This window comes from Massilia sp. (assembly GCF_031995545.1).
In the GTDB taxonomy this organism is placed as follows: Bacteria; Pseudomonadota; Gammaproteobacteria; order Burkholderiales; family Burkholderiaceae_D; genus Telluria.
In genome coordinates this window covers 15,769-29,795 of record NZ_DAMAGA010000020.1, presented here as the reverse complement: position 1 = coordinate 29,795, position 14,027 = coordinate 15,769, and the positions used below count along the sequence as shown (strand labels likewise).

Sequence of the window (14,027 nt, the reverse complement as noted above, 5' to 3'; positions counted from 1 at the left end):
ACCGTATAAATTAACGCAGCTTGCCGATCACATCCGGCCCCGCCACCAGGCGGATATACGGCATGCCGTCGCTTTCCTTGTGCTCGATCCAGAACACGCCGGCCTTGCGGATACGCCAGTCCTGCTTGGCGCCGCACAGCACCAGCGACGTCACTTGGCCCAGCAGTGGCTGGTGGCCGACGATCAGCGCCGGCTGGCGGTGCGTCGGCCAGCCCGCCGCTTCGATGATCGCTTCCGCACTCGAGTCAGGCGCGAGCGCTTCCACCACCTTGTAACGCCGCCCAAGTGCTTCCACGGTCTGGATGCAGCGCGTGGCCGGGCTGACCAGCACCCGGCATTCGGCCGGCAGCTTGCGGTCGAGCCACGCGCCCATGCGCGCGGCGTGGCGCATGCCCTTCGGGGTCAGCGCGCGTTCCAGGTCGTGCTCCGGGTCGTGCGGTTCGGCTTCAGCGTGGCGCCACAGGATCAGTTCCATTGTCTTCCTCTTTGTTGTTGGCATTCGCCGTGGCGGCGGCAGCGGCGGCGGCGCCGAGCATGTCCATCAGCACCTGCTGGGCGCTGTAGTCGGCGCCCTTGCCGCGCGCCTTGCGCCGGCGGTAGCGGCCGTCGCTGGACAGTTCCCAAGCGTTGACGTTGTCCTTCAGGTAGGGATGCAGGCCCTCGCGCATCACGCGCCGCTTCAGTGCCGGCGCGCGCACCGGGAACGCCACTTCGACCCGGCGGAACAGGTTGCGGTTCATCCAGTCCGCGCTGCTCAAGTACATATCGTGTTTCAGGTCGTTGCGGAAGTAGTAGATCCGCGTGTGCTCCAGGAAGCGCCCGACGATCGAGCGCACCTTGATATTGTCCGACATGCCTTCCACGCCCGGACGCAGCGAGCAGGCGCCGCGGATGATCAGGTCGATCTTCACGCCCGCGTTCGAAGCGTCGTACAGCGCCTTGATCACCGATTCGTCGGTCAGCGAATTCATCTTGGCGATGATGCGTCCCGGTTTTCCCTGGCGCGCCAGCTCGGCCTCGTTGCGGATGGCGCGCACGATCTCCTTGTGCAGCGAGAACGGCGCCAGCCAGATGCTGGCCAGCTGCTTGGGACGGGTCATGCTGGTGAGGTGGATGAACACCTCGTTGACGTCCGCGGTCAGGTCGGCGTCGGCGGTCAGCAGGCCGAAGTCGGTGTAGAACTTGGCGGTGGTCGGGTTGTAGTTGCCGGTGCCGAGGTGGGCGTAGCGGCGCAGGCCGCCCGGTTCGCGCCGCAGCACCAGCGCCATCTTGGCGTGGGTCTTGAGGCCCACCACGCCGTACACCACCTGGGCGCCGGCCTGCTCGAGCTTTTCGGCCCAGTTGATGTTGGCTTCTTCGTCGAAGCGGGCCATCAGTTCGACGATCACCGTGACTTCCTTGCCGCGGCGCGCAGCCGCGATCAGCGCTTCCATCAGTTCCGAATTGCTGCCGGCGCGGTAGATGGTCTGCTTGATCGCCACCACGTTGGGATCGGCCGCCGCGCACTGGATGAAGTTGATCACCGGCTGGAACGATTCGAACGGGTGGTGCAGCAGCGCGTCATGCTTGCGCAGCGTGGCGAACAGGTCGGGGCCGGACAGCTTGCCCGGATAGTTGGCGACATACGGCGGGAACTTGAGTTCGGCCTGGTCGTGGGTGTTGGCGATTTCGAGCAGGCGGCCGAGGTTGACCGGGCCATCGACCGTGAACAGGCGGCTGCGGTCGATGTCGAACTGGTTCAGCAGGAAGTCGGACAGGTGCTGCGGACAGGCGCGGCCCACTTCCAGGCGCACCGCGAAACCGTACTGGCGGCTGTGCAGTTCGCTCTGCAGGGCCTGGCGCAGATTCTTGACTTCTTCCTCGTCCACCCACAGGTCGCTGTTGCGGGTGACGCGGAACTGCGAATACGACACCACTTCGCGCCCGGTGAACAGGTCGGCCATGTGGGCCTGGATCACCGACGACAGCAGGCAGTACGAGGCGCCTTTTTTATCGGACAGCTCGTCCGGCAGGCGGATCACGCGCGGCAGCACACGCGGCGCCTTCATGATGGCGATGCCCGAACCGCGTCCGAAGGCGTCCTTGCCGGCTAGTTCGACGATGAAGTTCAGGCTCTTGTTGATGACGCGCGGGAAGGGGTGGGCAGGGTCCAGGCCGATCGGCGTGAGCAGCGGGCGCACTTCGCGGTCGAAGTACTGCTTGACCCAGGCGCGCTGGGCCGCGTTGCGCTCACTGCGGTGCAGCAGGTGGATGCCGTGCTCGGACAGCTGCGGCGTTATCTCGTTGTTGTACAGGCTGTATTGGCGCGCGATCAGGTGCCGGCATTCGGCGCTGGCGCGTTCCAGGTCGGCCGCCAGACCGTCGGGCAGGCCGTCGGCGCGGTCGATCTTGTGCTGGGCCAGCAGGCTGGCGACGCGCACCTCGAAGAATTCGTCGAGGTTGCTGGCGACGATGCACAGGAAGCGCAGCCGTTCCAGCAGCGGGATGGCCGGGTCTTCGGCCTGGGCCAGCACGCGGCGGTTGAATTCGAGCAGCGACAGTTCCCGGTTCAGGTAAGTGCCGCCGTCTTCCAGCATCTTCGTTTCAGCCTCGATGGCCTTGTTTTTCATGTCCATTTGGTCTGCGTCGTAGTCTGTGCGCAGGCAGTGTAGTTGTCGAATATGACAGCGTGGTTACAGCTACGGGCATCCGTGCGCACCCCACCGTTCGCGGATGCGATTTGCATTTTAAGCATCGCTAAAGGGGCGTTGCGTATAACGGTTGAACTCATCCACGCAGTCATCATTTTATCGAGGAGCCATCCGTGAAAAACTTCCTGCGCGCCAACAAGGGCTTCCTGGCGTTCCTGCTGCTGTTCGGCGTGTTCCGCACCGCGGTGGCCGACTGGAATCCGATTCCCAGCGGCTCGATGCGGCCCAATCTGCTCGAGGGCGACGTGGTGTTCGTCAACCGGATGGCCTTCGACCTGAAGATACCATTGACGGACGTAAGCGTGGCGCGCCTGGGCGAACCCGAGCGTGGCGACGTGGTCACCTTCACCTCGCCCGAGGACGGCACGCGCCTGATCAAGCGCATGCTGGCGGTGCCGGGCGACCTGGTCGAGATGCGCGGCGACCGCCTGACGATCAATGGCGTGGAGGCCACCTATACCGACATCGAGGCGGTGCGCGAGGTCGCCGCCGGCCAGGAACTGGCGGCGCTGCGCCTGGATGAGCACGTGGCCGGCACCACCCAGCGGGTGCAGGTGCTGCCGCAGGCGCCGGCGCGGCGCGACTTTGGGCCGCTGCACATTCCGGCCGACCGGTACCTGATGCTGGGCGACAACCGCGATGACAGCCGCGATTCGCGCTACATCGGCCTGGTGCCACGCGAGAAACTGATCGGGCGCGCGGTGCGGGTGCTGGTGTCGGCCGACTACCTGGGCAACTGGATGCCGCGCCTGGAGCGGTTCGGGATGTCGCTCGAGCCCGCAGAAAAAGATGGGAGCTAAGAAACAAAAACCGGAATAGCGTACAATCCCGTCCCCCCGGCGCGCATCGTGCGGCGCCGGGTTTGACCTCGAAAGCGCTGTTCCATGCAAAGACTTCTTACCGTCATCCTCGCCTGCCTCGGCATGATCGGCGCCCTGGCGATCGACACCTATCTCCCTTCGATGCCGGCCATCGGCCAGGAATACGGCGTCGGTCCGGTGGCGGTGCAGCAGACGCTGAGCGTGTTCCTGTTCTGCTTTGCCTTCATGATGCTGTTCTACGGCACGCTGTCGGATACCTTCGGGCGCCGGCCCGTGATCCTGGTGGCGCTGACGGTGTACACGCTGGCCTCGCTCGGCGCGGCCTGGGCCCCGACCTTCGGCTGGCTGCTGGTGTTCCGCGCGCTGCAGGGCCTGTCGGCCGGCGCCGGCTCCGTGATCGGCCAGGCCATCGTGCAGGACCGCTTCGCCGGCCCGCAGGCGCAGCGCATGATGTCGCACATCATGATGGTGTTCGGCCTGGCGCCGGCAATCGCGCCGATCCTGGGCGGCTGGCTGCACGTCAGTTTTGGCTGGCGCTCGACCTTCCTGTTCCTGGCGCTGTTCGGCGCGGCCATGATCGCGCTGTGCTTCAAGCTGCTCGATGAAAGCCTGCCGGTTGACAAGCGCCAGGCCTTCCATCCGGGCACCATCGGCCGCAACTACCTGCTGGTGCTGCGCAATCCGCAGTTCGTGCTGCTGTCGCTGGCGGTCGGCCTGGCCTTCGGCGGGCTGTCGCTGTACATCGGCTCGGCCTCGAACTTCGTGATGGAGATTCTGGGCCTGCCCGAGACCGCCTTCGCCTGGATGTTCATTCCGCTGATCGGCGGCATGGTGGTGGGGTCGGCCTGGGGCGGCAAGCGCGCTCACGGCAGCACCCCGACGCGCATGATGTGGCTGGGCTATGGCGTGATGGCGCTCGGCGTCGCGGTCAATGTCGGCTACAACGCGCTGTTCGCGGCCGCGGTGCCGTGGGCGGTGCTGCCGCTGTTCGTCTATACCTTCGGCCTGGCGGTGGCGATGCCGGCGATCCAGCTGACCGCGATGGGCCTGTTCCCGAACAACCGCGGTCTGGCGGCCTCGATGGTCGGCTTCATCCAGATGATGTCGTTCGCGCTGGTGTCGGGGCTGGTGGCGCCGTTGCTGTTCGGCAGCGCGCTGAAGCTGGCACTGGGTGTGGCGGCGGGGCTGGCATTGAGTTTCGGTGCGTGGCGACTGAGCGTGCTGAGCGCGGGTGCGCCAGCAAGCAAAACGGTGTAAGGAAAAAAGCGCGGCGCCTGAATGGCGCCGCGTTTGTTTCATGGCTGCGCGAAAGCGCAGCCGAGAGGATCAGCGGCGGTTGGTCTTCATGGCCGATTCGACTTCGCGTTTGGCGTCGCGGTCCCTTTCGGTGGCGCGCTTGTCGTGTTGCTTCTTGCCCTTGGCCAGGCCGATCTCGCACTTCACGCGGCCTTTCTTCATGTGCAGGTTGAGCGGCACCAGCGTGTAGCCGGAACGCTCCACCTTGCCGATCAGCTTGTCGATCTCGGCGCGGTGCAGCAGCAGCTTGCGGGAACGCAGCGCTTCCGGATGGCTGAAGCTGGAAGTGGTGGTGAGCGCGCTCACGTGCGCGCCGAACAGGTACAGCTCGTTATTACGGACGAGCACGTACGCTTCCTTGATCTGCACCCGGCTTTCGCGGATGGCTTTCACTTCCCAACCCTCCAGTACCAGACCGGCTTCGTAGCGGTCCTCGATGAAGTAGTCGAAAAATGCTTTTTTATTGTCAGCGATGCTCATGAAAAGGCGAAAATTCGTGTGTCGGTTAAACTACGTACAGCTGTCGCGCCAGCGTGGCGTGACATGCAACTTGACCAACATCATAACAAACGGTTGACCAATGGCAGTAGTGCACAAATCAGTTTTCCTCGGCTATAGCTCAGAACAGATGTTCGATCTGGTGGCCAAGGTCGAAGATTATCCAAAGTTCCTTCCCTGGTGCAGCGGCGTGAAACTCATCGAACGCACCGATGAAAAGCTGGTCGCCTGCTTGCAGATCAACTTCCACGGCGTTAAGCAGAGCTTCACCACGGCGAACCACAACCAGCGCCCGACCCAGATGAAGATGCACCTGGTCGACGGTCCCTTCAAGATGCTGGAGGCAACGTGGTCTTTCAAGTCCCTGCGTGAAGATGCCTGCAAGATCGACTTCGACATGAACTACGAGTTCTCGAGCGTGATCCTGGCCCAGATCGTCGGACCGGTGTTCGGCATGATCGCCAACAGCATGGTCGATTCCTTCTGCAAGCGTGCCGAGGCGGTGTATGGCTGAGGTTTCCGCCGGGCGCATCGGCGTCACGGTCTGCTACGCCACTGCCAGCCAGGAATGGCTGCGTGAGCTCGAAGTCGCGTCCGGCACCACGATCGGCGCGGCGATCGAGCAGAGCGGTGTGCTGGAAGCTTTTCCCGACATTAACCTGAGCACACAGCCGGTCGGCATCTACGCCAAGAAGAAGACGCTCGATACGGTGCTGCGGCAGCGTGACCGCATCGAGATCTACCGGCCGCTGGTGGCCGATCCCAAGGAGTCGCGCCGCAAGCGCGCGGCCAAGAAGGACGCGGCGCAGGGCGCCTGACGCTCCGTCCCCGTCTTTAACGGCAGTCCTGCAGGGCCTGGTTTGCGCGGGCCATGCGGGCAGATCGTTCCTCGTCCGACAGATAGCGCCGCTCGCCGTCCTGCCCGTATTGTGCGATGCGGGTGCCCGATGCCAGTTGCGCCTGGTTCTCGCGCGCCGTCGCGCAGCGCTCAGCCATGGCGCGCTGCTTTTTACTTTCTTCCTCCTCCTTGCGTTCCTGTTCGGCGCGCTGCTGCGTGCGTTCGCGGTAGGCCGCCTCGCGCTCGGCCAGCGTCGGCGCTGGCTTGGCGGCCGGCGCCGCTTGTTCCTCGGGCGCGGGCGGGAGCAGGGCGCGACCCGGCGCCTTCAGGATGCGGTTGGCCGGCGTACCGGGCGGTGGTGGGCGGTCGGAATACTGGCGCGTGCCGTTCGGTTCGATCCAGACGTACTGGGCCTGAGCGCCGGCGGCAGCGAGAAAGAGCAGGGCGGCAAAGGTGCTGCGAAGGCGATTGGAGAGCATGGTTTGAATCCTGGTTGAGCCCATCGATTTCGCCATGCCGGTCGCGTGAAGTCAACCGCAAAATGCAGCCCAGCAATAATATTTTCGGCCAGCCCGGCGACGGCGATTGAGAGTTTCTGTATAATTTGCTTTTGCGCCTATAGGAAATACTATGCGTCTCCTCCAAAAAGCACTCACCTTCGATGACGTGCTGCTCGTCCCGGCCTACTCCAACGTTCTTCCGGCCCAAACCTCCCTCCGTACCAAGCTGACGCGAAATATTTCGCTCAACATTCCGCTGCTGTCGGCGGCAATGGACACCGTCACCGAAGCGCGCCTGGCGATCGCGATGGCGCAGGAAGGCGGCATCGGCATCATCCACAAGAACCTGCGCCCGGCCGACCAGGCGCGTGAAGTGGCACGCGTCAAGCGTTTCGAGGCAGGCGTGCTGCGCGATCCGATCACGATCCCGCCGACCATGAAGATCCGTGAAGTGCTGGCGCTGTCCGAGCACCACGGCATCAGCGGCTTCCCGGTGGTCGAGGGCACGCAGGTGGTGGGCATCATCACCAACCGCGACCTGCGTTTCGAGGAAGACCTGGACGCCGAAGCGCGCGCCAAGATGACGCCGCGCGACAAGCTGGTGACCGTGAAGGAGGACGCGGACACCGCCGAAGCCAAGCGCCTGATGAACAAGCACCGCCTGGAGCGCGTGCTGGTGGTCAACGACGACTTCGAACTGCGCGGCCTGATCACCGTGAAGGACATCCAGAAGTCGCACGAGCACCCGCTGGCCTCGAAAGATTCGCAAGGTAAACTGCTGGTCGGCGCCGCCACCGGCGTCGGCCCGCGCGACGAAGAGCGCATCGAACTGCTGGTCGCAGCCGGCGTGGACGTACTGGTGGTCGACACCGCACACGGCCACTCGCAAGGCATCCTGGACCGCGTGAAATGGATCAAGGACCGTTTCCCGCAGGTTGACGTCATCGCCGGGAACATCGCCACCGCCGCCGCCGCCCGCGCGCTGGTCGAGGCCGGCGCCGACGCAGTGAAAGTCGGTATCGGCCCTGGCTCGATCTGCACCACCCGTATCGTCGCCGGCGTCGGCGTGCCGCAGATCACCGCGATCTCGAACGTGTCGCAAGAGCTCGAAGGCACTGGCGTGCCGTGCATCGCCGACGGCGGCATCCGCTTCTCGGGCGACATCTCGAAAGCGCTGGCGGCCGGTGCGCACACCGTCATGATGGGCAGCATGTTCGCCGGTACCGACGAAGCGCCGGGCGAAACCATCCTGTACCAGGGCCGCAGCTACAAGTCCTACCGCGGCATGGGCAGCCTGGGCGCGATGGCCGACGGCTCAGCCGACCGCTACTTCCAGGAAGCCTCGGCCAAGGCCGACAAGTTCGTCCCGGAAGGCATCGAAGGCCGCGTCGCCTACAAGGGCAGCGTGCTGGCGATCATCTTCCAGCTGATCGGCGGCGTGCGCCAGTCGATGGGCTACTGCGGCTGCGCCACCATCGAAGAACTGCGCGAGAAGGCGGAGTTCGTCGAGATCACCTCGGCCGGCATGCGCGAATCGCACGTGCACGATGTGCAGATCACCAAGGAAGCGCCGAACTATCGTTCGGAGTAATCTGCTTTCGTCGTCATGCGTTGGCGGCTGTGCCGCCAATGCGTGACGCCTGCACTGTGTTGGCCTTTCTCCGCCGGGCCGGGACGATGTCCCGGCCCGCAACGTATTCCTCCTAAATGACGCATCCCATGCATTCCAAAATCCTCATCCTCGATTTCGGCTCCCAGGTCACCCAGCTGATCGCCCGCCGCGTGCGCGACGCCGGCGTGTTCTCCGAAGTCTTCCCCTACGACGTCAGCGACGAGTTCGTCCGCGAATACGGCGCCTCGGGCATCATCCTCTCGGGCAGCCACAACTCGACCCTGGAAGGCGACTCCCCGCGCGCCCCGCAAGCCGTGTTCGAAGCCGGCGTTCCGGTGCTGGGCATCTGCTACGGCATGCAGACCATGGCAGCCCAGCTGGGCGGCAAGGTCGAGAACGGCCTGAAGCGCGAATTCGGCTACGCCGAAGTGCGTGCCCGTGGCCACACGGCGCTGCTGAACGGCATCAACGACTTCGTCACCGACGAAGGCCACGGCATGCTGAAAGTCTGGATGAGCCACGGCGACAAGGTCCTGGAAATGCCGGAAGGCTTCAAGCTGATGGGCTCGACCGACAGCTGCCCGGTCGCCGCGATGGCCGACGAAGAGCGCCGCTTCTACGCGCTGCAGTTCCACCCGGAAGTCACCCACACCAGCCAGGGCGAAGCCATCATCGGCCGCTTCGTGCACGAGATCTGCGGCTGCAAGTCGGACTGGAACATGCCTGACTACATCGGCGAAGCCGTTGCCAAGATCCGCGAACAGGTCGGCACCGACGAGGTGATCCTGGGCCTGTCCGGCGGCGTTGACTCGAGCGTGGCCGCAGCCCTGATCCACCGCGCCATCGGCGACCAGCTGACCTGCGTGTTCGTCGACCACGGCCTGCTGCGCAAGGACGAGGGCGCGATGGTGATGAACATGTTCGAGAAGAACCTGGGCGTCAAGGTCGTGCGTATCGATGCCGAGGCGCAATTCATGGGCCACCTGGCCGGCGTCACCGATCCGGAGCAGAAGCGCAAGATCATCGGCCGTGAATTCGTCGAAGTGTTCCAGGTCGAAGCGGGCAAGCTGACCAATGCCAAGTGGCTGGCGCAAGGCACCATCTATCCGGACGTGATCGAATCGGCCGGCAAGGGCAAGAAGGGGCAGACCATCAAGAGCCACCACAACGTGGGCGGCCTGCCGGAAACCCTGAACCTCAAATTGCTCGAGCCGCTGCGCGAGCTGTTCAAGGACGAAGTACGTAAACTCGGCGTGGCGCTGGGCCTGCCGCACGACATGGTCTACCGTCACCCGTTCCCGGGCCCGGGCCTGGGCGTGCGCATCCTCGGCGAAGTCAAGAAGGAATACGCCGACCTGCTGCGCGAAGCGGATGCCATCTTCATCGAAGAACTGCGCAATACCCCGTTCGACGTGCCGCACGTGCCGGGCATCGATGCCGGCAAGGCGCCGCTCAACTGGTACGAAGCGACCAGCCAGGCATTTGCCGTGTTCTTGCCGGTAAAGTCGGTGGGCGTGATGGGCGACGGCCGTACTTATGAGTATGTGGTCGCGCTGCGCGCGGTGCAGACGCTGGACTTCATGACGGCGCAGTGGGCGCATCTGCCGCATTCGCTGCTGGGTAAGGTGTCGAACCGGATCATCAATGAAGTGCGCGGGCTGAACCGGGTGGTGTACGATATTTCGGGTAAGCCGCCGGCGACGATCGAGTGGGAGTGAAATTTCCTAACGGAAAATGTCTTATTAGGATTTAAAAAAGGCTCGCTTCGGCGAGCTTTTTTGTTACCTTAATCGATCCACGCGCGGGTAGCTTGAGCCGGTTCAAATTTTCGATCGACTCTGCTGCAGTGTTGCGGTCACTCTTGGTTATCGATCTTATGCCAGCTATGGGCTGATCGCTCTGTCCGCTTCGAAAAGCTGGTGCGGAAGAGAGACAACTCACATAAAACTGCCCCCACGAGAGGCTGAGTGACTCATGTTTTATTTCTGTAATGGGATTCACCGGCCGCGTTCAGCTTGTTCCGCGATCGCGGCTTTCAGCTCTTGTACCGAGTAGGGGGGATCCCTGCGATGCGTCACATGGTGGCAGGTGGCACATAGAGGTATCAGGTCCCGCACAGGATCAACATCGTAGCTTTCGCCTATCGCAGACAACGGCGTCACATGATGGACGTGGATGAGGTCAGCGCCAATGGGGCCGTACTTCGCTTCGTATCGAAGGCCGCAGGCCTGGCATTCCGGACCGTAGTGGGCTATGCACCGCAGTCGTGCTGCTTCGTTACGCTCGTAGCGGGTCAGTGTCACGTCATGGGCTGCGCCTTCCACGAGCCGTGATTCCGTCGCCAGTGGAACCGCCGACTGAATCGGTAGCTGAGAGCGCGGCAATATTCCGAGCACGAAATCGCCGGCTTCCCCCGTTACGTCTGCTTCCCAGGCTCCCCACTCGCCGATGCTAAGACTGGACTGAGGCGGTTTTTCATGAAGAAGTTCCACCATTTCTCCGGTATTTGTATCGCGCCACATCTCACGCATATTGGTGTTGCGTTCGTGCGTGTACCAGACAGGCCATTCTCCGAGTTGTCCCATCCAGGACGCCCCTCGTGCATGGAAGGAGCGCGCCAGTGCAAGGCAGATGGAAGGTGTCGGGACTGCTATGGAAATCAGAAACGGTGGCTGCTGCCGACCTGGTGGCGGGATGAGATAGGCATAGGATTTGGTCTCCCTTACCAGCGTCCAGCCGCGGCGGGGGAGGATGACGCTTAGCGTGAGCGATGCAGAAAATCGATACGTAGACGGTCCATATCGCTTCGGCGCTTTCCCGCTGGGCTTGATCTCGATTTGCTGGATTGTCCACCCCGGCGGAGTATGTGAGGCGATCGCTGCTTCGATTAAATCATCTCTTCGATCAATATTCATGGTCATCGCCCTTGTCACATGCTTCGTCGATCTATCGTGCAACTTTATTCGTGAAAAACCCTACCATTTTCGATGATTAGCGGCCGGGGCGCAGGTCTAGACGGTCAAGCGTTTCCAAGGTAAAAACCACGCTTTCGACCAACTCGCCATCGAAATCGTCTCGTTCTGCTTCCTCATGGGTACCCTTGTTCAGATAAACCCACACGAGGTTGTTGGCAGGGATTCCCAGGATCTTGCCGTACATACTCACCAGCGCTGCCTTGTTGACGTGATCGAAGGTCTAGGCATCACGCAGTTTTTTCATTAATGCTTCACAAAGATTGCGCAACGCAGGCTCCGCGCCAACCCCTGCGATAAGGAGGTTGAGTGGTCCCTGATCATGACTAGCCATCCAGCGCCATGTTTTTTCCGACAGCATCTCGAGGGCTTGGCGTGAAGCCGCCAGCGCCTCCCTGTCATTGAGCACTTCCCGTGCCGCACGCGCTTTTGCGATGTAATTGGCGCTTGCGACATTGCCTGCTACCCGAGGCCGATAGTCGCCAGTGTGATGACGCAACAGATAAACCTGGCAGGTATTTCGCCTGTGTGCGGGAAGATGCTGCTGGATGTCCTTGATGAATTCATTGCTGTGACAGGTCACGATCAACTGGGTGTGCGCGAACCGGTCGCTCTCGAAGATGGTCTCTCGAATACCTCCCCGATGATCGTGGTCGATCGCGTTGATGGCGTCGTCAAAAACAATAACCGGACATTCAATGCTCCTAGCCTTGGCGAGCAGGATCGCCAGTCCAAGGCAGCGAACATGGCCCTCGCTGAGCACCTGCAGCGCATCGACTCGCGTTGCTCGATTGCCGCGGAAACTGATGTCGATCCTCCCGTCTCCATTCAACGGAAGATGCAGCGCATCCAGTTTGTCTTCATCCCGGTCATTGCGATTAAACGCGTTGTAGAGATCTTTCGCAGCGTCGTTGAGGCCGGCGAGCAGGCGTGCCGGCAGCTGATTTCTGTAAGCCCTCAACTCTTCCAGGAACCGGTCATAGGCGGCCTTGAGCGGCGCGTCGCGCGCCATGTTCAGCTTTTCCTGCTCTGCCTGCTGGATGAGCGCGGCGTTAATCTGATCGAAGGTTTCGATGCGACTGGCCGCGGTATTGATCACGAAATCGAGCTCCCGCCGTTTCTGCGCTTGGTTTCGTAACCGCAGCTGGAACTCGTTGAGCCGGCGCCGTTCCGCAACCTGCTGCTGCCGGTCCTGCAGTGCCTGACGCGAAAGACTATCTTGCGCAGCCATCTGGTCGGCAGTCGACAGCAGGGCGCCGAGCAGGGAAGCCTCGGTTCCCGTCAGGGTCGCCGCTGCCGCTCGATCGAGGTCCGACCACCAGCGCCCCGTCCCCTCCGGCGGCAATGCAGCGATCCATTCGCCCAATACGGGCTCTAGCGCGGGACACAAGGCAAGGTAGGCGCCGATGCGTCCGATCGAGTGGCGCAGTGCGCGTGACGCAGCATCAAGGGCAGCTTCGGCCGCGCGCTGCTGCTCTTGTAGCGCACCGAGTTCTTCGAGTTGCTTCAAGCCTGCAGTCGCTTTCTCATACGGATCCGTCACCACCCCAGGCTGGCCCGCCAGAGGAGTGTCACATGCCGGACACCGTTCGCCAGCGGCAGCGCGCAGTGCGAGCACAGACCCATATAACGCCTTGAAGGAGACTTGGTCACTTCTGGCATGCAGCGCGGTGGTGATGCGATCGAGTTCGTTGCTTCCGGTACGGACACTCTCGATGCCTTGCAATATTCCCTCTCGTGTTATGCCAAGGATATCCGGCGGCACCGCGTCCAAACACGCTTCGAGTTCCTGCAGCCGCCCGGGTGCTTCTGGCGAACCCATAAGTGCCTTCAGGCTCTCGTAAGTCGTGCCGGGCGCATAAGCATGCGCCAGTGCCGCTTCTTCGGCGCCGAGGGCTGTCCTGGCAGCCGCAGCGCCTTCTACCTGAAGCCGGTCTGCAGCAAGTGCGAGGCGGCGCGCAGCCAAGGCGTTTTGTTGCTCGCCGACTAGCACCAATTGTGCGTCGATCGATTCGTTGAAGTGGCCGACAAACTCGTTGAACTGGTCCATTCCAAAGAGCGTGGCGACCAGTTCCGCGCGCTGCGCGTTGGGGCGTGCGGCAATTCGCGAGAATGCGTCGATCCGGTTTTTCTCAACGAAGCAGAAGCGGTATGTGTCCGGATTCGGGGTCACGTCGACCTCGCGGCCTTGTTGATCGCTCGCCTTTAGCACCGGAGAGGAAAACCGTCCATCGTGTATGTTGGCTAGATAGGTACGCGCGGCAATGCGCTTGCTGCCGGCTTCTTCGACGTCGCCGAGTAGCGCATATTCGAGGCCTTCGCACAGGCTGGTTTTCCCGCTCCCGTTAGGTCCGTAGAACAGCGTGATCTGCTTCGTCAGATCAAACGGCTCCGGCACTCTGAATCCGCGGAACGGTCCGAGTGTCAGATGCCTGAGCTTGCTCCAGGACCATGCGCTGCGATGCGCGTCGACGGCTGCGGCCGGGGCGGCGGGAACCGTCGCGCCCAATTCGCGGCGCATCAGATCTACCAGATAAACGGAACGCTGGCTACGTTGACGTGACGTTGCGGACAACGCATCAAAGTTCCGAAGCGCCAACGTGGCAAGACGCAGTACGTTGTCGGGAACCCTATTCTCTGCTTGATAAAGCCAACGCACGAAACTTTCAAAATCCTGTCTTGCGGACGCCATTCCGATATCCCTGCGAGTGATTGCCTGGCACCAAGTTTAGTGCAAACTCAGGCTGCCGGCATGACCAGTTATCTTCACAACAGCAAGTTATCGGCTTGGCATAAATTC

At 62.5% G+C, this 14,027-nt stretch carries 13 protein-coding genes; 6 read left to right on the top strand and 7 right to left on the bottom strand.

Annotated features, from left to right (window positions below; all coding sequences use genetic code 11):
- Positions 1-10: 10 nt before the first annotated feature.
- Both RTQ83_RS14695 and ppk1 read right to left on the bottom strand, forming a co-directional pair.
- A complete protein-coding gene (locus RTQ83_RS14695; protein ID WP_312516050.1) occupies positions 11-475 on the bottom strand; it encodes a histidine phosphatase family protein in 465 nt (154 codons plus the stop codon).
- On the bottom strand, positions 447-2,615 hold the full coding sequence (gene ppk1, locus RTQ83_RS14690; protein ID WP_312516047.1) for a polyphosphate kinase 1: 2,169 nt from the start codon (positions 2,613-2,615) through the stop codon (positions 447-449). The genes RTQ83_RS14695 and ppk1 overlap by 29 nt, the downstream gene beginning before the upstream one ends.
- 188 nt (positions 2,616-2,803) lie before the next feature.
- On the opposite strand from ppk1, the gene lepB reads away from it, so the two are divergent.
- Together lepB and RTQ83_RS14680 are read left to right on the top strand one after the other, a co-directional pair.
- A complete protein-coding gene (gene lepB / locus RTQ83_RS14685) occupies positions 2,804-3,490 on the top strand; it encodes a signal peptidase I (RefSeq protein ID WP_312516044.1) in 687 nt (228 codons plus the stop codon).
- 84 nt (positions 3,491-3,574) lie between these two features.
- The gene (locus RTQ83_RS14680; protein ID WP_312516041.1) at positions 3,575-4,768 is read left to right on the top strand and encodes a multidrug effflux MFS transporter; all 1,194 of its coding nucleotides are present in this window, start codon (positions 3,575-3,577) and stop codon (positions 4,766-4,768) included.
- Between the two features lie 69 nt (positions 4,769-4,837).
- Here RTQ83_RS14680 and smpB read toward each other — a convergent pair whose 3' ends face one another.
- Positions 4,838-5,287, bottom strand: coding sequence for an SsrA-binding protein SmpB (gene smpB, locus RTQ83_RS14675; RefSeq protein WP_312516038.1), 450 nt, complete (start codon positions 5,285-5,287; stop codon positions 4,838-4,840).
- 100 nt (positions 5,288-5,387) lie between these two features.
- Here smpB and RTQ83_RS14670 point away from each other — a divergent pair, with 100 nt between their 5' ends.
- Both RTQ83_RS14670 and RTQ83_RS14665 read left to right on the top strand, forming a co-directional pair.
- Positions 5,388-5,819, top strand: a complete 432-nt coding sequence (locus RTQ83_RS14670) for a type II toxin-antitoxin system RatA family toxin (protein WP_312516035.1) — start codon at positions 5,388-5,390, stop codon at positions 5,817-5,819.
- A complete protein-coding gene (locus RTQ83_RS14665; RefSeq protein WP_312516032.1) occupies positions 5,812-6,123 on the top strand; it encodes an RnfH family protein in 312 nt (103 codons plus the stop codon). Before RTQ83_RS14670 ends, RTQ83_RS14665 begins: the two co-directional genes overlap by 8 nt.
- A gap of 16 nt (positions 6,124-6,139) precedes the next feature.
- On the opposite strand, the gene RTQ83_RS14660 is transcribed toward RTQ83_RS14665, so the two are convergent.
- Complete coding sequence (locus RTQ83_RS14660) at positions 6,140-6,622, bottom strand: DUF4124 domain-containing protein (RefSeq protein WP_312516029.1); 483 nt, start codon at positions 6,620-6,622, stop codon at positions 6,140-6,142.
- 151 nt (positions 6,623-6,773) lie between these two features.
- Here RTQ83_RS14660 and guaB point away from each other — a divergent pair, with 151 nt between their 5' ends.
- Together guaB and guaA are read left to right on the top strand one after the other, a co-directional pair.
- The gene (guaB, locus tag RTQ83_RS14655) at positions 6,774-8,234 is read left to right on the top strand and encodes an IMP dehydrogenase (RefSeq protein ID WP_312516026.1); all 1,461 of its coding nucleotides are present in this window, start codon (positions 6,774-6,776) and stop codon (positions 8,232-8,234) included.
- A 128-nt stretch (positions 8,235-8,362) separates the two neighbouring features.
- A complete protein-coding gene (guaA, locus tag RTQ83_RS14650) occupies positions 8,363-9,973 on the top strand; it encodes a glutamine-hydrolyzing GMP synthase (protein ID WP_312516023.1) in 1,611 nt (536 codons plus the stop codon).
- A gap of 279 nt (positions 9,974-10,252) precedes the next feature.
- On the opposite strand, the gene RTQ83_RS14645 is transcribed toward guaA, so the two are convergent.
- The 3 genes from RTQ83_RS14645 to RTQ83_RS14635 all read right to left on the bottom strand — a co-directional run bounded on the left by RTQ83_RS14645 (position 10,253) and on the right by RTQ83_RS14635 (position 13,919).
- Positions 10,253-11,170 (bottom strand): HNH endonuclease, encoded by a 918-nt coding sequence (locus RTQ83_RS14645; protein WP_312516017.1) that lies wholly within the window; start codon positions 11,168-11,170, stop codon positions 10,253-10,255.
- Between the two features lie 76 nt (positions 11,171-11,246).
- The gene (locus RTQ83_RS14640; RefSeq protein ID WP_312516014.1) at positions 11,247-11,414 is read right to left on the bottom strand and encodes a hypothetical protein; all 168 of its coding nucleotides are present in this window, start codon (positions 11,412-11,414) and stop codon (positions 11,247-11,249) included.
- Between the two features lie 36 nt (positions 11,415-11,450).
- Entirely contained in the window at positions 11,451-13,919 is a 2,469-nt protein-coding gene (locus tag RTQ83_RS14635; RefSeq protein WP_312516011.1) for an AAA family ATPase, read from the bottom strand.
- Positions 13,920-14,027: the final 108 nt, after the last annotated feature.